The sequence below is a fragment of the Streptomyces albireticuli genome (assembly GCF_021228125.1).
GTDB lineage: Bacteria > Actinomycetota > Actinomycetes > Streptomycetales > Streptomycetaceae > Streptomyces > Streptomyces albireticuli.
In genome coordinates this window covers 109,183-125,942 of record NZ_JAJQQS010000002.1, presented here as the reverse complement: position 1 = coordinate 125,942, position 16,760 = coordinate 109,183, and the positions used below count along the sequence as shown (strand labels likewise).

General features: G+C 72.2%; 17 protein-coding genes, 3 tRNA genes and 1 pseudogene. 11 read left to right on the top strand and 10 right to left on the bottom strand.

The genetic code is table 11. The annotated features are described in order from the left end of the window. Positions 1 to 182 precede the first annotated feature (182 nt). From LUZ64_RS00785 to LUZ64_RS00750, 8 genes are all read left to right on the top strand, one after another. Positions 183 to 416, top strand: coding sequence for a hypothetical protein (locus LUZ64_RS00785; protein ID WP_095579611.1), 234 nt, complete (start codon positions 183 to 185; stop codon positions 414 to 416). Then, complete coding sequence (locus LUZ64_RS00780) at positions 397 to 921, top strand: DUF6879 family protein (protein ID WP_095579610.1); 525 nt, start codon at positions 397 to 399, stop codon at positions 919 to 921. The genes LUZ64_RS00785 and LUZ64_RS00780 overlap by 20 nt, the downstream gene beginning before the upstream one ends. A 22-nt stretch (positions 922 to 943) precedes the next feature. After that, the gene (locus LUZ64_RS00775) at positions 944 to 1,792 is read left to right on the top strand and encodes a helix-turn-helix domain-containing protein (RefSeq protein ID WP_095579609.1); all 849 of its coding nucleotides are present in this window, start codon (positions 944 to 946) and stop codon (positions 1,790 to 1,792) included. Positions 1,793 to 1,854: 62 nt separating this feature from the next. Continuing rightward, positions 1,855 to 2,142 (top strand): hypothetical protein, encoded by a 288-nt coding sequence (locus LUZ64_RS00770; protein WP_095579608.1) that lies wholly within the window; start codon positions 1,855 to 1,857, stop codon positions 2,140 to 2,142. Between the two features lie 101 nt (positions 2,143 to 2,243). Beyond that, positions 2,244 to 2,729 (top strand): hypothetical protein, encoded by a 486-nt coding sequence (locus LUZ64_RS00765; protein WP_095579607.1) that lies wholly within the window; start codon positions 2,244 to 2,246, stop codon positions 2,727 to 2,729. Between the two features lie 84 nt (positions 2,730 to 2,813). Next, on the top strand, positions 2,814 to 3,476 hold the full coding sequence (locus tag LUZ64_RS00760; protein WP_095579606.1) for a class I SAM-dependent methyltransferase: 663 nt from the start codon (positions 2,814 to 2,816) through the stop codon (positions 3,474 to 3,476). Positions 3,477 to 3,541: 65 nt separating this feature from the next. Then, complete coding sequence (locus LUZ64_RS00755) at positions 3,542 to 4,207, top strand: nucleoside/nucleotide kinase family protein (protein ID WP_095579605.1); 666 nt, start codon at positions 3,542 to 3,544, stop codon at positions 4,205 to 4,207. Positions 4,208 to 4,279: 72 nt separating this feature from the next. Next, the gene (locus LUZ64_RS00750) at positions 4,280 to 4,870 is read left to right on the top strand and encodes a lytic polysaccharide monooxygenase auxiliary activity family 9 protein (protein ID WP_095579604.1); all 591 of its coding nucleotides are present in this window, start codon (positions 4,280 to 4,282) and stop codon (positions 4,868 to 4,870) included. Between the two features lie 86 nt (positions 4,871 to 4,956). Here LUZ64_RS00750 and LUZ64_RS00745 read toward each other — a convergent pair whose 3' ends face one another. The 5 genes and pseudogenes from LUZ64_RS00745 to LUZ64_RS00725 form a co-directional block, all read right to left on the bottom strand. Next, positions 4,957 to 5,808, bottom strand: coding sequence for a cytochrome c biogenesis CcdA family protein (locus LUZ64_RS00745; protein ID WP_095579603.1), 852 nt, complete (start codon positions 5,806 to 5,808; stop codon positions 4,957 to 4,959). Positions 5,809 to 5,815: 7 nt separating this feature from the next. After that, positions 5,816 to 6,682 carry a DsbA family protein gene (locus LUZ64_RS00740; RefSeq protein ID WP_095579602.1) on the bottom strand — a complete coding sequence of 289 codons (867 nt, stop codon included), beginning with the start codon at positions 6,680 to 6,682 and terminating at the stop codon, positions 5,816 to 5,818. Positions 6,683 to 6,759: 77 nt separating this feature from the next. Then, positions 6,760 to 7,197, bottom strand: a complete 438-nt coding sequence (locus LUZ64_RS00735; protein WP_095579601.1) for a hypothetical protein — start codon at positions 7,195 to 7,197, stop codon at positions 6,760 to 6,762. 310 nt (positions 7,198 to 7,507) lie between these two features. Then, positions 7,508 to 7,581: transfer RNA gene (locus tag LUZ64_RS00730), tRNA-Lys, on the bottom strand. Positions 7,582 to 7,648: 67 nt separating this feature from the next. Beyond that, positions 7,649 to 8,396 (bottom strand): annotated as a pseudogene (locus tag LUZ64_RS00725) (IclR family transcriptional regulator). 456 nt (positions 8,397 to 8,852) lie between these two features. Here LUZ64_RS00725 and LUZ64_RS00720 point away from each other — a divergent pair. Further along, complete coding sequence (locus LUZ64_RS00720) at positions 8,853 to 9,950, top strand: LLM class flavin-dependent oxidoreductase (RefSeq protein WP_095579642.1); 1,098 nt, start codon at positions 8,853 to 8,855, stop codon at positions 9,948 to 9,950. A 197-nt stretch (positions 9,951 to 10,147) separates the two neighbouring features. On the opposite strand, the gene LUZ64_RS00715 is transcribed toward LUZ64_RS00720, so the two are convergent. Beyond that, entirely contained in the window at positions 10,148 to 11,878 is a 1,731-nt protein-coding gene (locus LUZ64_RS00715; protein ID WP_095579641.1) for a putative bifunctional diguanylate cyclase/phosphodiesterase, read from the bottom strand. A 436-nt stretch (positions 11,879 to 12,314) separates the two neighbouring features. Between LUZ64_RS00715 and LUZ64_RS00710 the strand changes: the two genes are divergently transcribed. Then, entirely contained in the window at positions 12,315 to 13,535 is a 1,221-nt protein-coding gene (locus LUZ64_RS00710; protein ID WP_095579600.1) for a M6 family metalloprotease domain-containing protein, read from the top strand. Between the two features lie 61 nt (positions 13,536 to 13,596). Here the strand turns inward: LUZ64_RS00710 and LUZ64_RS00705 are convergent. The 4 genes from LUZ64_RS00705 to LUZ64_RS00690 form a co-directional block, all read right to left on the bottom strand. Continuing rightward, a tRNA-Lys gene (locus LUZ64_RS00705) sits at positions 13,597 to 13,670 on the bottom strand. 56 nt (positions 13,671 to 13,726) lie between these two features. Further along, positions 13,727 to 14,386: a bifunctional DNA primase/polymerase gene (locus tag LUZ64_RS00700; RefSeq protein WP_232390315.1), complete on the bottom strand. Its 660-nt coding sequence runs from the start codon at positions 14,384 to 14,386 to the stop codon at positions 13,727 to 13,729. 515 nt (positions 14,387 to 14,901) lie between these two features. Beyond that, positions 14,902 to 15,267, bottom strand: a complete 366-nt coding sequence (locus LUZ64_RS00695; protein WP_095579552.1) for a DUF8844 domain-containing protein — start codon at positions 15,265 to 15,267, stop codon at positions 14,902 to 14,904. Between the two features lie 96 nt (positions 15,268 to 15,363). Next, the gene (locus LUZ64_RS00690; protein ID WP_232390287.1) at positions 15,364 to 16,488 is read right to left on the bottom strand and encodes a C40 family peptidase; all 1,125 of its coding nucleotides are present in this window, start codon (positions 16,486 to 16,488) and stop codon (positions 15,364 to 15,366) included. A 151-nt stretch (positions 16,489 to 16,639) separates the two neighbouring features. On the opposite strand from LUZ64_RS00690, the gene LUZ64_RS00685 reads away from it, so the two are divergent. Continuing rightward, positions 16,640 to 16,713: transfer RNA gene (locus LUZ64_RS00685), tRNA-Lys, on the top strand. Positions 16,714 to 16,760: the final 47 nt, after the last annotated feature.

The window sequence follows — 16,760 nt, the reverse complement described above, 5'->3', positions numbered from 1 at the left end:
CGGCCCGACTGCCAGAAGGGCCGTGACCTGCACAGATACTCACCTCAAGAGAGTCCTGCTCGGCATTTCTCCGTGAGCACCCCTGCAAGTCTTCACGACGGTCGCACGCCCTCTTGACGGCAGGCCGGGTGAGTACGAGGGTCATGCAACCGATCGCTGCTGGCTCGACAACGGAGGTAGTTATGGCACTACGGTTCGTCGGGAAAGATCCGGAGTCAGGAGATCATGGCTCCCCGGCCGTCTGGGTCGACGAGAGCACGAAGGATCTCCTGCTCCAGGGCTGGGAGGCGGACGACCAGACGCGGAGGGCCTGCGCGGCGGACGTCTCGCAGCCCGACCACGAGGCAGTGATCCGGGTACCGAAGCGGATGGTCCAGCTTCTTAGGGAGGCTCTTGATGTCGCAGAGCTTGAATAGCTTTGCCGACCTGTTGCGGTCCGTAGAGCGCTCGGCAGTGCATCTGGAGATGCGCGACGCGTACGGGGTGGAGAACGAGATCGAGGGCTTCGCGGCCTGGAAGAAGGGGCACCGCCTCAATCCGGCAGATCGCGAGTCCTGGTGGCGGCCCTGGCTGGACCTGGTGCAGGAGGTCACGGGCAAGGGCGTGACCATGCGCCGTGCCCGCGTCGTGTCGGAGCCCGTCAGCGACTACATCCGCTTCGAGCACTCCGGGACGTTCACCAACGTCGCGGCCGGTGAGGACATCCGTTGGCTGCCGAGGCGGCAGGCGTCGGACCTCGCACTCCCCGGCAATGACTTCTGGCTCTTCGACGGTCGAGTGGTGCAGTTCAACATCTTCGACGGCAACGGCCGATGGGTGCAGACGGACCAGACGGAGGACGCCGCGACGGCGAGGCTCTGCGCGTCAGCCTTCGAAGCAGTGTGGGAGCGCGCCATCCCTCACGAGAAGTACACGGTCTGACGCGGGCCGGGTCGGTCAGCTCATGTCTTCGTCCCCCTTCTCCAGCGCCCAAGCGGCACGGGCTGCCATCGCGTCCCGCCTGGACGAGATCAGGAGAGACGCAGGGCTCACAGGACACGAGCTGGCCGCCCGGTGCGGCTGGCACAAGTCGAAGTCGTCGCGCATCGCCCGGGGCAGGACCCTGCCCTCCGATGACGACATCAGGTCATGGTGCGCGGCCTGCGGAGCCGAGGAACAAGCGGCCGACCTGATCGCCGCGTCCCGGACCGCCGAGTCGATGTACGTCCAGTGGAAGCAGATCCACCGCGACGGGATGCGCCGCGTTCACCAGAAGACGACGCCGCTCTATCAGCGAACCCGGCACTTCCGCGTGTACGCCTCGAATCTCATACCGGGGATGCTCCAGACAGCCGAGTACGCCACCGGCCTCCTCCGCTCCATCACGGAGTTTCAGCAGACTCCCGATGACGTCGAGGCTGCGGTGAAGGCACGCCTCGACCGTTCGCGGGTCGTGCGTGAAGGCGACCACCGGTTCGCCCTGCTCGTAGAGGAAGCAGTCCTCTACTACCGCGTGTGCGACGACGAGGCCATGGCCGGTCAGCTCGGCTACCTTCTCTCGGTCATGGCACAGGCGAACGTCTCACTCGGGGTGATCCCCTTCAGGGCTCGCCGGAGGATCTGGCCCCTGGAAGCGTTCTACGCCTTCGACGAGGGGCTGGTGGCCGTCGAGACGCTGACGGCCGAGATCAACGTGGCGGCACCCGGGGAGGTCGGTACGTACCTCAAAGCCTTCGCGGAACTGTCACAAATCGCCGTCCACGGCGCACAGGCTCGGGCCCACATCACCAAGGCCCTCGACTCCCTAGCCTGAATCTCTGCAACCGCGTGCAACTTTCTGGCAGTTACCCTCCTCGGGTTCCTAGCGTCTTCGCCATGACCACGGACATCGGAGCAGCCGCAAAGCAAGCCGACGCCTTCCTGGCAGGCAAGAAGAAGGCCGACGACACGGCTTTCATGCTGGGTCGAGTGCTGGCGGAGATGGGCATCCGGGTGGGCGACAGGGACTCGTGGCCGCAACTCATCGGCCGTGCGTCCCTCTCCGGCGAGCCGTCGGTCTTCCTGGGAACCGTGCCCCTGCCCACCGTGCGAAAGCTGATCAATGCGCTGATCTACGCCGAGTCGGAGCAGCGAAGCCAGCGCGACCAAGGCCACGGCGCCTAGCCCCGTGCCCTTCTGAAACCCCCGTCCCCGTCGCCCGCATAACGGCCGGCGGCTGGGGCGGGTTCCGGCGCACCACCCCGCTCCATCGAGGGAAAGGGAACATGGTGGCAACAGCACTCCGGACGCGGACCCGCGATCCGCGCATCATCCTCAACGCCGTGCAGGGACGAGTACCGCACCTGGTCACCGAGGTAGGGGTAGAGGACCTGTGGGAGCGCGAGGTTCGCTTGCTGCTGCGTGACAGCGTGGCCGTCCGCAGCCTCGCCGAACGCATCCTCGGACAGGGCATCGCCTACCTGATCACAGCCATGGAGAACCCCGGCGTGGGAATGGGCGTCGGGTACACCGTGGACATCGGCGTCCATCAGCTCATCCTCGACACGCCCCTCTACTTCGCCCTGTGCGAGGAGTACAACGGCGGGCGGTACAAGCACCACGCCCCGCTCATTGAGCGCCGCCGGGACGGCACCGTGATGCGCACGGCCGAGCTGCTGCGCGAGAACGGCTTCACCGTCGATGAGGAGCTGTGGTCGGTGGACGCGTCCGACTGCTCGCCGTGTGACAACAAGGTCCCCGACAGCCACTGACGCGGGACTAGAGTGCCCTCGCCCCGGACTCCGAACGAGGGGAGAGGGCACCCTCTTGCCCGCCCCGACATAGAGGAAACGCCGTTGCCCGCACGACACGACATCGAAAGCGAACGCGAACTCTGGGACACCTTCGCGGAGAGCACCAAGGACAAGGTGTTCGACGCTGACCCCGTCTTCTGCTGGACGCAGTACGCCGGGCACGGGCCAGGATCCGAACTGCTGGGAGACCCGGCAACCGCCCTGGAGATCGGATGCGGTACCGGGCGGGCGCTGGCCCACCTCGCGCAGCAAGGCGTGAATGCAACGGGCGTGGACCTCTCCCCCATCATGATCGCGAACACCGTTGAACGATGGGGACCACTGGGAGCGCGTTTCGTGTGCGCCGACGTGCTGGACCACCTGAGCACCACGACGGAGACCTACGACGCCATTTACTCGATCTTCGGGGCGGCCTGGTTCGCCGACCCCGCCAAGCTGCTCCCGCTCGCTGCCGAGCGGTTGAACCCGGGCGGCGTGCTCGCCTTCTCCCAGCCTCCGGCCATCCCTGGCGCGTACGGGCCACAGGGCATGTACAAGGGAGGGTTCGCGGGCCGGGCCATGTACACGTACCGGTACAGCTACACGCCCCGGAAGTGGGAGAACCTCCTCCTGAGGGCCGGATTCGAGGAGGCGGAAGTGTGGGTTCTCGGCGCCCCCGAGCCTGACCACATCGGGACTTTGATCGCTCGCGCTGTGGTGAGCTGAGCCGAAGCGAACCAAGGACGCCCCGGCCGTGCCGACCGGGGCGTTTCTTTGGTTGGTTAGAGGCCATGGGCCTCACCGAACTCGCCGCCGACGCCTGGCGCCTCGCCGTCACCCGCCCCCGCGCCGCCCTGGGCCTCGCCGGACCGCCCGGTGCCGGGAAGTCCACCCTCGCCAGGGCGCTCGTCGCCGAGGTCGACGCCCGGTACGGGACCGGCTCCGCCGCCTATCTGCCGCTCGACGGGTTCCACCTCTCCAACGCCCAGCTCGCGCGCCTCGGGCTGACCGACCGCAAGGGGTCCGCGCCGAGCTTCGACGTGTGGGGGTACGTCGAGCTGCTGCGCCGGGTCCTGGCGGAGGATGCCCCGGCCGGCCGCGAGGTGTACGTGCCGGATTACGACCGAGCCCTCCACGAGCCGGTCGCCGCCCGGCACGTCGTGCCGGGCACGGCGCGGCTGGTCGTGACGGAGGGGAACTACCTGGCCTGTGACGAGCCGGGGTGGCGGGACGCCCGCGGGTTGCTGGCCGAGGTCTGGTACCTGGAGACATCTGACGAAGTGCGTCAAGGACGCCTCCTTGAAAGGCAAAGGACCGGAGGGCGGGACGAGGCCGCCGCACGGGCGTGGGTGCAGGGCAACGACCACCCGAACGGCGAGCGGGTGAAGGTCTCGCGACCGAACTGCGACCGGATTCTTCCCACCGTTGGCCTGGACATGACTAACGGCCGGTACTAGCCTCCGACTTGGTCTAGACCGCATTTCACTCGGCTCACAGAACCCCCCACGTTCTTCCCGAGGAGCGACAGCATGCGCAAAAAGATCAGTGCGGCGGTCATCGGCATAGGCATCATCGGCGTCTCCGCCCTCTCCACCGGCGGCGCGAGCGGCCACGGCTACACCGACTCCCCGACCAGTCGGCAGGTGTACTGCGCCAACGGCACCGTGAAGAACTGCGGCGAGATCCAGTGGGAGCCGCAGAGCGTCGAGGGCTCCAAGGGCTTCCCGGCCCGCGGGCCCGCCGACGGCACCATCTGCGCGGGAGGCAACACCCGCTTCCGCGAGCTCGACGACCCGCGCGCGGGCCAGTGGCCCGCCACCAAGGTGACGGCCGGCCAGAGCCTCGGCTTCCGGTGGAAGATCACCGCCCGGCACGCGACCACGGACTTCCGCTACTACCTGACCAAGAGCGGCTACGACCCCCGCAAACCCCTGACCAGGGCCGACCTGGAGACCCAGCCCTTCCTGACCGTCCCCTACGGCGGCCGGGTGCCCGACGCCACCGTCACCCACCAGGGCACCCTGCCCGCCGGCCGGACCGGCAAGCAGCTCGTCCTCGCCGTCTGGACGATCGCCGACACGGGCAACGCGTTCTACGCCTGTTCCGACGTCCAGTTCTGACGGCGGCCGCCGTCGACGGCGGCGCTCGCCGGCCGCCCAGGGCCTTCCCGGCCCCCACCCGGGAAGGCCCGCCGGCCTTCCCGGGCTCAGCCGTCCTCAGGATCCTCCGGACCCTCCGGGTCGCGCTCCGGCCGGAGCGCGATCCGGGCCAGCACCCCGGCCACGGCCAGCGCGACCACCGCCAGCAGGGCGTAGTCCGGCACGGCGTCGCCCACCGCCGAGGCGAACTCCTCCAGACGCGATTCCTGGTCGGCGTCCAGCAGGCCGGGCAGGCCCGTCGTCCCGTCGTAGGCGAGGAAGAGCACGCCGATGCCGATGAAGAACAGACCGGACAGCAGCGACGTGGTGTGCAGCCGCAGCCGGCCCAGGCGCAGCTCACGCCCGCGCAGCCAGCGCCTGCCGCCGAGCCGGAAACGGTCCCAGCACAGGGCCAGGACGAACAGCGGCAGCGCCATGCCCAGGGCGTAGACCGCGAGCAGCGAGCCGCCGAGGAAGGGGTTGCCGCCGACCGCGCTCATGGTCAGCACCGCGCCCAGGATCGGCCCGGCGCAGAATCCGGCCAGCCCGTACACACAGCCCAGCAGGAAGGTCGACGCGGCCGAGCGCGGGGTGATCCGGCCGGCCGCGGCCTGGGCCCGCTTGGAGGCGAAGCCGAGGCCGAGGATCTGCGCGGCGCCCATCGCGATCACCGTCCAGCCGCCGATCGTGATCAGCAGCTCGCGGTGGCCGTTGAAGAGCCTGCTGGCCGCGCTGGAGGCGACGCCGAGCGGGACCAGCGTGGTGGCGAGCCCCAGGTAGAAGACGCAGGTCCGGGCCAGGAGCCGGCCCGGACTCGTCAGCGAGTAGGCGAAGAAGGCCGGCAGCAGCAGCGCGCTGCACGGGCTGACCAGGGCGAGGACGCCGCCGAGGAAGGCGGCGAGGTAACCGATGTCGGTCACGCCGCGGTCACTTCCCGCCCTGCTTCGCGGCCTTGGCCCGTGCGATCGCCGACTCGAACACGTCGAGGGGCTGGGCGCCCGCGATCGGCTGCCCGCCCACCAGGAACGACGGGGTGGACTTCACACCGATGGAGTAGCCCTCCTCCTGGTCCTTCTTCACGGCGGCCTCGGACTCCGGGCCGTTCAGGTCCGCGCGGAACCGGTCGAGATCGGCGACCCCGGCGGTGCGGGCCATGTCGGTGAGCTTGTCCTCGGCGAGCGCGTCACCCTTGCGGGTCTTGGCGTAGACCTCGTCGTGGAACTGCCAGAACTTGCCCTGCCGGCCGGCGGCCCAGGAGGCTCGGGCGGCCCGCTCGGAGTCCTTGCCGAAGATCGGGAAGTTGCGGAACTCGATGCGCAGCACGCCCTCGTCCACATACTTCTTGATCAGTTCGGGCTGGCTGTCGCGGGTGAACTTCCCGCAGTACGAGCACTGGTAGTCGGCGTACTCGACGAGCACGACGGGCGCGTCGGCCTTGCCGACGGCGAGGGCGTCGCCGTCCTGGCGGCGGGCGGCGGCCCGGTCGAGCTCGGCGTAGACCTTCTGCTGCGGGTCGGCGGAGGGCGCGGACCCGTCGGAGCCGGCGACGTGGCGGGTGCCGGAACCGGAGTTCTCGCCGATGGCGATGCCGGCGGCGACGAGCGCGACGACGAGGGCGAGGACCGCGCCGGCGGCCGCGAGACGGCGCGGGGTGAGGGCCGACCGCTTCTTGGCGGGCCGCTTCTTCGCGGACTGCTTCTCGGCGGACGGCTTCTTGGCGGACGGCTTCTTGGCGGATTGGCCGGACGGGCGCTCGGCGGGGCCGGACGAGGGGCGGGAAGGCGTGCGGGACATGAGAGAAGAGCTCCTGGGGCGTACGGACGCGAGGCATGCCGAAGCGCGGCCCGGTGCGCGGGCCGTGCGGGGCGGACCTAGATCCGTAGGACGGGGAGGAGCTCGGCGCAGCCGGCGACCGGCACGGGCGGCGCCCGGGGCGCGCCCGGCCGGGGCGCCGGGGCGGAGGACAGGGTGGCCCGCGTGGCGGCCGGCGCGGTGAGCGGATCGGCGTGTCCGGCGGGCGCGACGGCCTCGGCACCCTTGAGCGGGACATCCAGCGGGCGGCAGCTGCCGCCGGTGTCCCCGGATCCGGCCGCGGGCCGGGCCTCGGGGGTGCGCTCACCCCGCTCGCCGACCGGGACGGCCGAGGCCGCGGAGGCGGCGGGGGGCGCCGAGGCGGGCTGTACGGCCACCGCGGTGACGCCCGTACCCGTGAGCGGGGCGGAGGCCGCCACCGCCAGGGACGGGGCGAAGACCACCGAGAGGAGGAGCAGCAGCGCGGCGACGGCCGTCGGGCGGCGGTGCGACGTCATCTGCTTTCTCCTTCCTGGCCGGGGGGCCGGGCACGGTCCTCCGCTTCCTGGCGGGGGGCGGGGCCGGGCACGGTTCTCCGCGCGGCCGGTCACCCATGCTACGGGCCGGACCTCCGCACACGCCGCTTCACGTCACGGCCACCGCGTCGCCGGGCCGCCGCCCGCCGACGCCTCCCCCGCCCCATGTCAACGGCCCGCGCCCCATCGACCGGAAAATCGGGCGGAAACAGCGGGCGGCAGCACACCGGGCGCCGGGCGCCTGGGAACGACGAAGGCCCCTCACCATGGGTGAGGGGCCTTCGCCTGTCTGTGCGCCGCCAGGGACTCGAACCCCGGACCCGCTGATTAAGAGTCAGCTGCTCTAACCAACTGAGCTAGCGGCGCCTGCTGACAGAGATAAATATACCTGGTCCGGAGGGGTGCCCGTAACCACCCGCCTCCGGGGCCGTGATCAGAGCGCCATCGACAGCACCAGGGGAGCGGCCCGCCGGTTCAGCGTGGCGCAGCCGGTGGGCGTGCGAGAGCGGGAGGGAGAGTGCGACACAGCCGACCGCGAGCCCGGCCGTGACCGGGACGGCCGCGCAGACCGTGCCCACCGCGTACTCCTGGAGGTCGAGCACGGGGACCGTCGCGGGCTGGGCGTCGAGCTTGCGGAAGAGGATCTGCTCGTTGGTGATCGTCCGGGAGGTGAGCCGGGCGGTCTTGTGGCGCGCGAGGTGGTCGCGGCGGTCGTCGTGGTCGAGCTGGGTGAGCAGGCACTTGCCGATCGCGCTCGCGTGGGCGGCCGAGCGGAAGTCGACCCACTCGTTGACCTTCGGGGTGTGCGGACTGTCCGCGTACTGCGTGATCCGGACCTCGCCGTCGATGTAGCGGCTGAGGTAGACGGCCGCGCCGAGGGAGTCGCGCAGCGCCGTCAGGGACTGCTGGAGCTTGCGCTGGAGCGCCTTCTGCCGGTCGCCGCCGGAGCCGAGCAGGACCAGGGCGTCACCGATCACATAGGCGCCGTCGCTCACCCGCTCCACATAGTCCTCGCGGCGGAGCATCAGCAGCAGATGGGCGAGGTGGGCGGCGGGCAGGCCGGTCTCGCGCGCGATCTGGGCTTCGGTCACACCGCCGGTGTGCTTGACGACCGCCTCCAGTACGCGCAGTGCGTACTGCACCGAATGGAACGGCGCGGTCGGGTCGGGCTTGAGCGCCACGGTTTCCCCCTTGCGGGCTTTCCAGCGAGTGTCCCGCTCACCACGATAACGGCGAAAGTGTCGCTAAGGAGAGGGTGTTGAAGAGAACGGTGCCGACCTGTGAGCCGCTGTCCTGCACCGCGCCACCTTGGCATATGTCCATGTCATAGGGGGTGTGACGGCATGGCCGGAAAGAGATGGCCGGAAAGGCGGCGGGGACGGCCTGAGCGTGGGCCGGGAATAACCGGAGACTTACTCCGGTTGAGCTGGGGTGATCGGGGGACGGGACAACGGAGACCGGGATCCGCGCGCCCCCGAACGCTCCCGAGCGCCCCCTGGGTGGCTCCGCGCGACCACGAAAGACCGTGGACGCGCGAAGCGCCCGACCCGGAGCACCTGAAAAACCCGAAGCACCCGAAGCACCCGAAGCGCCTCAAGAACCTGAAGCACCCGAAGAACGAGGAAGGCGGACCCCACGTGGCCGAGGTACAGGACGACACCATCCGGGGCACGGCCCTGGGCAGCGCCCCCGTGCCGCTGTCCGTGCTGGACCTGGCGACCGTCGGCAGCGGCCGGACCGCCCGGCAGGCGCTCGGCACCACCGTGGAGCTCGCGCGGCTCGCCGAGCGCAGGGGCTACCACCGCTTCTGGGTCGCCGAGCACCATTCCATGCCCGGCATCGCCAGCTCCTCCCCGGCCGTGGTCCTGGCCCACCTCGCCGCCCACACCGACCGGATCCGCCTCGGCTCGGGCGGGGTGATGCTGCCCAACCACGCGCCGCTGGTCATCGCCGAGCAGTTCGGCACCCTGGAGGCACTGGCGCCCCGGCGCGTCGACCTCGGGCTCGGCCGCGCGCCGGGCACGGACGGCGCCACCGCCGCGGCCCTGCGCCGGACCGAGCGGCTCCACGAGGGCGCCGACGAATTCCCGCAGCAGCTCGCCGAGCTCACCCGGTTCCTGGACGACGACTTCCCCGACGGGCACCCCTACGCCCGTATCCACGCCGTGCCCGGCCCCGTCCAGGGCCGGGTCCCCGGTGGCGTCCAGCGGGCCGACCGCCCGTCCGTCTGGCTGCTGGGCTCCTCCGGCTTCAGCGCGCGGCTCGCCGGGGCGCTCGGGCTGCCCTTCTCCTTCGCGCACCACTTCTCCGCGGCCAACACCGTCCCCGCGCTCCAGCTCTACCGCGACTCCTTCCGGCCCTCCGAGGTCCTCGACCGCCCGTACGCCAAGATCGGCGTGCAGGCGTTCGCGGCCGACGACGCGAAGGAGGCCCGCCGCCAGGTCCTCAGCGGCGCGCTGGCGATGCTGCGGCTGCGCCGCGGCCGGCCGGGTCTGGTCCCGACGCCCGAGGAGGCCGAGGCGTACGCGTACGTCCCGGCCGAGCGGGACTTCGTCGACGAGTGGCTGGGCAACGTCGTCCACGGCACGCCCGACGACGTGCGCGACGGGCTGGACGCGCTGGTGAAGCGGACGGGCGCCGACGAGCTGATGATCACGGCCAACGCGCACGACCCCGGGGCGCGGCTGCGCAGCTACGGGCTCATCGCCGACGCGTACGGCCTGCCGGGCGCCTGACCACGGCGGCCCGGCCTGTTCTCCGCCGGTTCCTACGGGGGTGGGGCCGGCGGGTCCCGCCGTCCCCCTTTCACGGGGGACGGCGGGACGCTTCTCAGGGCAGGACACCTCTCAAAGGTGGGACGCCTCTCAAGGCAGGACGTTTCTCCGGGCGGGACGCCTCCCCGCGCCTGGCACCCCTCACGGCCGCACGCCCCTCAGGGTCGGACGCCCGGCGCGCCGAGCAGCGCGGAGATCGTGTCCGGGGGCACCGGCCGGGAGTAGAACCAGCCCTGGCCGGTGTCGCAGCCGATCCGGCCGAGCCGCTCCGCCTGCTCCGCGCTCTCCACACACTCGGCCGTGACCTTGATGCCGAGCCGGTGCGCGAGCTGGACGAGCGCCTCGACGATCGTCTCGTCCGCCGGGTTCGGCGGCTCCTCGGAGTGGAAGCCCCGGACGAAGGAGCCGTCGAGCTTCAGGGTGGAGACCGGCAGCCGGCTGAGGTAGGCGAGGTTGGAGTAGCCGGTGCCGAAATCGTCGATGGCGATGGCCACGCCCATGTCGCTGAGCTGCTGGAGCTGCTGGAGCGGACGGCCCGCCGAGCCCATCACGGCCGACTCGGTGAGCTCCAGCTGAAGCAGGCGCGGCGGCAGGCCGGTCTCGGTGAGGATCGCCGCCACGTCCGCGACCAGGTCGGAGTCCCACACCTGCCGCACGGCCACATTGACGCTGACCACGATCGGTTCGGCCGGGTGGGAAAGCTGCCAGTGCCGCGCCTGGCGGCAGGCGGTGGCCAGCACCCAGCGGCCGAGCGGGACGATCGCGCCCGTCTCCTCGGCCAGCCCGATGAACCGGTTCGGCGCGAGCATCCCGAACTGCGGGTGGTGCCAGCGCACCAGCGCCTCCACGCCCCGCACGACGCCGTCGCCGAGCCCCACCAGCGGCTGGTACTGGAGGACGAACTCGTTCCGCTCGACGGCCGGCCGCAGGGTGCTGGACAGCGCCTGACGGGTCATCCGGTGGGCGTTGCGCTCGGGGTCGAAGAGCGTCCAGCGGGCCTTGCCGTCGGCCTTCGCCCAGTACAGCGTGGTGTCGGCGGCCTGCATCAGCTCGGTGGCGTGGGTGCCGGCGGCCGGGCGCTCGACGACGCCGATGCTCGCCGACACCGCCAGCCGGTGGCCCGCCACGTCGAACGGCCGCTGGAGCGCGGCCTGGACGCAGCCGGCGAGGTCGACGAGCTGCTGGGTGCCGGTGGAGTTCTCGACCAGCAGCGCGAACTCGTCGCCGCCCAGCCGGGCGACCAGGTGGCCGCCGGGCGCCGCGCACTCGGAGAGCCGTCTGGCCACCGCCCCCAGCAGCCGGTCGCCGGCCCGGTGGCCGAGGGTGTCGTTGATGGCCTTGAAGCCGTCCAGGTCCAGATAGCAGAGGCCGATCCGGCCGCTGCCCCGGCCGTCGGCCGCCGTGGTCAGCGCCGTGGTCAGCCGCTCGAAGAACAGGCTGCGGTTGGGCAGCCGGGTCACCGGGTCGTGCATCCGCAGGTGCCGCAGCCGGGCCCGCAGATCGCGCCGGTCGCTGATGTCGGCGACGGACAGGAGGGTGTCGCAGCTGTCCGGCAGCGGGGTGACGATCACCTCGGCCCAGACGCCCTGGCGGCCCCCGTGCCGCTTCAGCCGCCGGGTGCAGTGCAGTCGTGCCCGGCGGCCGAGCAGCACCTCGCGGTACGCGCTCCAGGTGCGCGGGTCCTCGCGCAGCCCGGTGAAGTCGGCGGCCGGGTCGCCCGCGAGCCGGGCCGGATCGGTGCCCAGCAGCTCGCCGAGCGCGTGGTTGGCGCTACGCACCAGGCCGTCGCGGCCCACCACGGCCATGGCGAGCTGGGCGGCGTTGAAGGCGGCACGGAAATCACTTGATTCGTTACGTTGCGTTACCACAGTAGGCGTCGAGCCGGGCATGCCGCCCTGGCCGTCGAGGGTTCCGCTCACCGCTCGCTCCCGCATGGCATTCGTTCCGCACTGGCTTCGTAAGGGTCTCGTGGATCTCGTACGCGTGGCCGGACAAGGGCGTACGGCCGCCTGCCCGGGGAATCCGTGCTGGAAATGTGGCGATCATAGGGCGCTGCTGCGGACCGTTCCAGCGGCCCGGCCCGCAGCACCCGGGCCGCCTTCTCCGGTTTGTCCATTTCTGCACGACCGTGCGCGCCCCTGGCTGAGCCTGTTGTGTGGCGCCATGTCGATTGACCATCAGTGACTGAGTGTGATGTACCCAGAAGTCGGCTTAGTCACTCGACCGGGGTAACGGAACAGGGCATATCACCACAGAACCACTGAGGGTGGATGAGGTGTCCCGAATCCGTCCCGGGAGGTCGACGTGGTGCGTCCGCAGACACCCATGGGAGTGGACCGGTCACGGCTGCGCCGCTTCGGCGCCGTGGTGACCTCTCTCTGCGCGATCGCCACGACCGTCGTCGCGGTCCCCGCACGGGCCGTGGGTCCCGGCGGCCCTTGTGCGCTGCCGCGCAGCCAGGCCCACCACTCCGAGGGGCTCGACAGCTGGAACCCCGCCTATCCGCGGCCCGCCGGCCGGCTCGACGCCGTCATGATCTTCCTGTCCTTCCCGGACGCCAGCCCCGAGGTGGGGCCCGACCGGCTCGCGGCCGACCACTTCCCCGGCACCACCCGCTTCTTCGACCGGGCCTCCTACGGGCGCTTCGCCCTCCACGCCCACCCCCAGAACCGCTGGTTCCGGATGCCCCGCTCGGCCACCTCGTACCGCATACAGCGCGACTGGGACAGCGAGCAGCGCTCGCAGTACCTGCGGGACGCCATCGCCGCGGCCGACGCCGACGTGGACTTCAGCCGGTACGACCTCGTCTATCTGGTCGCCGACCCGGACGCCCCGGGCGTGGACTCCGACGCGACCAAGGTCGTCAACCTCGACCGCCCCCTGATGGCCGACGGCACGGCGCTGCGCCGCGTCGTCACCGTCTTCGAGCGGCACCCGCCCGACCGCAACGTCCTCGCCCACGAGACCGGGCACGTCATGGACCTGCCCGACCTCTACCACCGGCCCACGGACGGGAAGGGCGACTGGGACACCCACGTCGGGGACTGGGACCTCATGGGCAGCCAGTTCGGACTGGCCTCGGACCCCTTCGGCTGGCACAAGTGGAAGCTGGGCTGGCTCACCTCCGCCCAGGTGGCCTGCGTCCGCGAACCCGGCAGCAGCCTGCACACCCTCCAGCCGCTGGAGACGCCGATGCTGCCGGGCGGTGACGCCCGTACCCGCATGGTGGTGGTCCGTACGGGCCCGGAGAGCGCCGTCGCCATCGAGGCCCGCGCCGCGTACGGCAACGACACCGCCACCTGCACCGAGGGCGTGCTGGTCTACCGGATCCTGAGCGACACGCCCTCCGGCGGCGGCCCCGTCCAGGTGCTGGACGGCCACCCCGGGCGGCAGGCCTGCTGGGGCGAGTCGGTCTACCCGGCCCTGGCGGACGCCCCGCTGGGCGTCGGGGAATCCCTGACCTCGGAGGAGGACAAGGTCCGGGTGACGGTACGGGGCAGGACGGCGGGCGGGTCCTGGACCGTCGGGGTGACCCGGCGCCGCTAAGCGGGCGCGGGAAAACGACCGAGGGCCCCTCACCAGTGGTGAGGGGCCCTCGGTCTGTCTGTGCGCCGCCAGGGACTCGAACCCCGGACCCGCTGATTAAGAGTCAGCTGCTCTAACCAACTGAGCTAGCGGCGCCTGCTGACGTGGAAAACTTTAGCACCCTGATCCGGCGGAACGAAAATCCATACGTTTCAGCGGGGCGAAAGCGTGCTCGTGCTGGTCACAGGGGCGGGAGCGGGCGGCTCGGCGACCGGCCCGCCGAGGGGCGGCGTGGCCGGGGCGGAGGGGGCGGGCCCGGCCGGGGCGGCGTCGGCGGCCGCGCGGGCGACCCGGACGCAGGCCCAGAGCAGCACCTCGGCGTCGGGCAGCCAGGGGTGCCGCACCTCCGGGGCGACCAGCCAGCGGGAGGCGGGCGGCACCGGCTCCTCCTCGCCCTGCGGGTAGAGCGGGGGGACGGTCACCGCGTCGCCCGTGCCGTGGCACAGCAGCGGGGGCATCGCGCGGGCCCACTCCTCCCAGCCGAGCAGCGCGGGCAGCCGCTGCGCGGTGCCGGGGGCGGCGAACAGCAGCAGCCGGCCGCGCTGCACGGCGACCGGGCCGGAGCCGGGGCCGCCGGCCCATAAGCGGTCGAGCACCCGGCGGCCGAAGAGCGCGGGGACGCCGACGACGTCGAAGACGGTGCCGCAGGGCAGCACCAGGGGCGCTGCGGGGTTGTCCGCCCACAGGGCGTGCACGCTGCGCGGGAAACGGCTGGCCGACGCGAGCCAGTCGGCGCCGGCGAGGGTGACGTACGCGGCGGTGGGCGGCTGCGTACGGGGTCCGGGCGGGCCGGAACGGCGCTGGGCGGGGATCCTGGGCCGCTGCGGCGGGACGGGGCGGGTGGGGAGGTCGGGGGCGAAGGGGTGTGCGGTGGGGAAGCCGCGCGAAGGGGGGAACGGGGAGACGGGGACGGGGGGCGCGGCGGGGGCGGAGGGGAGCGATGCGGAGGGGAGGGAGGGGCGCGGGTCGCGCGGCCAGGAGCTCATGGCCCCATGTTCCGGGGCGGCGCCCCGCCCGCTCGCGGTAGTTACCGGAATTCGGGACACGGGCGCGGGTGGTGCGCTATCTTCCGCCGCGCATATGCCAAAGGCCCATGGTCGGACGTCCCCGCCGGGCCGACCCGGGACCGCCCCGTCCCGGACCGTCCGCCCCGGCCGCGCGGGGCTCCGCGGCTCACCCGGGTCCTGTCGGACCGCTCCGGGCTCCCGGCCCCCGGACTTCCCCGGGCAGCGTCCGGGCCCCGTTTCCTCCCGGCCGGGCCGCGGCCTTCCGGAGTCGCTCCGGGCGCCGCCGGGCCCCTCCCCCGGCCCGTGGCCCCCGTCCGGGCTCACTCCACCGTGCGGTTGCCCCGCAGCAGGTCACGGCCGAATTCGACCATCTTCTTCGTGTAGTCCTCGCTCCACTCGGCGCGCTCCGCGATCACGGCGGTCGGCAGCCGGTCGAAGCGGCGGGGGTCGGCGAGCTGTGCGGCGGCCACCGCCTGGAACTCGGTCGCCCGGTCGGCCGCCGCGCGGAAGGCCAGCGCCAGCTCGGTGGAGCGGGCCAGCAGCTCACGCGGGTCCTCGATGGACTCCAGGTCGAAGAAGTGCTCGGGATCGGCGACGGCCTCGGGCGGCTCGAAGAGCAGCTGCGCGGGCTTCAGGCGGCGCGGACCACTGTCGCGCGCGCCGGGAGCCGGCTTCGGCTCGCACATGTACATACCTCCAGGATCGTCTGCACCGCCCTCCATTGTCCTGCTCCCCGCAAGGGCGCCCACGGGGCGGGGGCCGTGCCCCGGCCGACGTCCCGGTCAGCGGACACGGCCGTACAGGTTCGGGTTGTAGTACGAGAACGTCGAGATGCGGACCTTGCGGCCGGGCCGCGGCGCCTCGATGTAGCGGCCACCGCCCAGATAGATCGCGGCGTGGTGGATTCCGGAGATCCGGCCGTTGTTCGTCCAGAACACCAGGTCCCCTCGGCGCAGCGCGCTCCGTGTGATCCGGATCGTCGCGCGGTACTGGTCCGCCGCGATCCGCGGGAGCCGGACGCCGGCCCGGCGGTACGCCTGCTGGATGAGGCCGGAGCAGTCCCAGCGGCGCGGGCCGACGCCGCCGAGGACGTACGGGTCGCCGATGTGGGCCAGCGCGAAGGCGATCGCGGCCTCCAGGTCGTGGCCACGGGCCGCCGGTGGCTGTCTGGCGGGCTTTCCGGGGCCCTGCGGCTCGGGCGTCAGGCCGTCCGGCGGCCGCGCGGGCGGCCTCGTCTCCTCGGTGCCCCGGCCGGTGACCGGCGGCAGCTTCAGCGAGGGGTCCTTCAGGGCCGGGTCCTCCAGGACGACGTCCGGGTCCCGGCCGGGGGTCTCGGGCGCCACGCCCGGGATGACCGGCGTGGCCGGCACGGCGTTCTGGTCCGGGCCGATGAAACTGCCGGACTGCTCCAGGGCGACCGAGGTCACACCCCCGCCCGTGCCGCCGCCGGTGCCGGTGCCCGTGCCCGTGCCGGTGCCCGTGCCGTCGGCCGGGGTCCCCGTCGCGGCACCGGCCGGGACGGCCGCCCCGCCGGTCGCCTCACCGGACCCCGTGGCCCCGGTACCGGTACCGGTACCGGTACCGGCGGGCGTGACCCCCGACGCCGCCGCCGGCGCCGGTCCGCCCGTCGTCCCGTCACCGCCGCCGGGCCCGGTCTGCGCCTGCTGCGCCTGCTGCACCGGGCCCGCGGGCCCAGGGTCCAGGACGGGCCCGGGGTCCCGGGGCCGGGCCCCCACCGGCAGCGCCCCCGCCCGTACGAGCCCCGCCGGCACCGCCCCCGCCCGTACGGGCCCCACCGGCCCGAACCCGGCCAGCACCAGGGCGCCCACCGCGGCCATGATCAGGCCCCGGACGGCACACCGGCGGCGGCCGCCGGGTGCGCCCTCGGTGAATGCCGTAGTCCGCACGGCGCAGCCGCCTTCCCTCGGGGCCGGGGCACAGCAGCTTCTCAATCGTCCGTACCAGCTTCATGTCATGAAATGCACTTTTTACACGATTCAGCCGAGTGGATGGTCAGGAGCACCCGCCAGGATCAGGTAGAGTTTTCTCTGTCAGCAGGCGCCGCTAGCTCAGTTGGTTAGAGCAGCTGACTCTTAATCAGCGGGTCCGGGGTTCGAGTCCCTGGCGGCGCACAGACAGAGGAAGACCCTCTCACCACTGGTGAGGGGGTCTTCCTCGT

Excerpts from the sequence above, each read along its gene's own strand:
- LUZ64_RS00750 (WP_095579604.1), top strand. The coding sequence starts at position 4,280 with ATGCGCAAAAAGATCAGTGCGGCGGTCATCGGCATAGGCATCATCGGC.
- LUZ64_RS00715 (WP_095579641.1), bottom strand. The coding sequence starts at position 11,878 with ATGCCCGGCTCGACGCCTACTGTGGTAACGCAACGTAACGAATCAAGT.
- LUZ64_RS00710 (WP_095579600.1), top strand. The coding sequence starts at position 12,315 with ATGGGAGTGGACCGGTCACGGCTGCGCCGCTTCGGCGCCGTGGTGACC.
- LUZ64_RS00780 (WP_095579610.1), top strand. The coding sequence starts at position 397 with ATGTCGCAGAGCTTGAATAGCTTTGCCGACCTGTTGCGGTCCGTAGAG.
- LUZ64_RS00755 (WP_095579605.1), top strand. The coding sequence starts at position 3,542 with ATGGGCCTCACCGAACTCGCCGCCGACGCCTGGCGCCTCGCCGTCACC.
- LUZ64_RS00770 (WP_095579608.1), top strand. The coding sequence starts at position 1,855 with ATGACCACGGACATCGGAGCAGCCGCAAAGCAAGCCGACGCCTTCCTG.
- LUZ64_RS00695 (WP_095579552.1), bottom strand. The coding sequence starts at position 15,267 with ATGTGCGAGCCGAAGCCGGCTCCCGGCGCGCGCGACAGTGGTCCGCGC.
- LUZ64_RS00735 (WP_095579601.1), bottom strand. The coding sequence starts at position 7,197 with ATGACGTCGCACCGCCGCCCGACGGCCGTCGCCGCGCTGCTGCTCCTC.
- LUZ64_RS00785 (WP_095579611.1), top strand. The coding sequence starts at position 183 with ATGGCACTACGGTTCGTCGGGAAAGATCCGGAGTCAGGAGATCATGGC.
- LUZ64_RS00740 (WP_095579602.1), bottom strand. The coding sequence starts at position 6,682 with ATGTCCCGCACGCCTTCCCGCCCCTCGTCCGGCCCCGCCGAGCGCCCG.
- LUZ64_RS00775 (WP_095579609.1), top strand. The coding sequence starts at position 944 with ATGTCTTCGTCCCCCTTCTCCAGCGCCCAAGCGGCACGGGCTGCCATC.
- LUZ64_RS00765 (WP_095579607.1), top strand. The coding sequence starts at position 2,244 with ATGGTGGCAACAGCACTCCGGACGCGGACCCGCGATCCGCGCATCATC.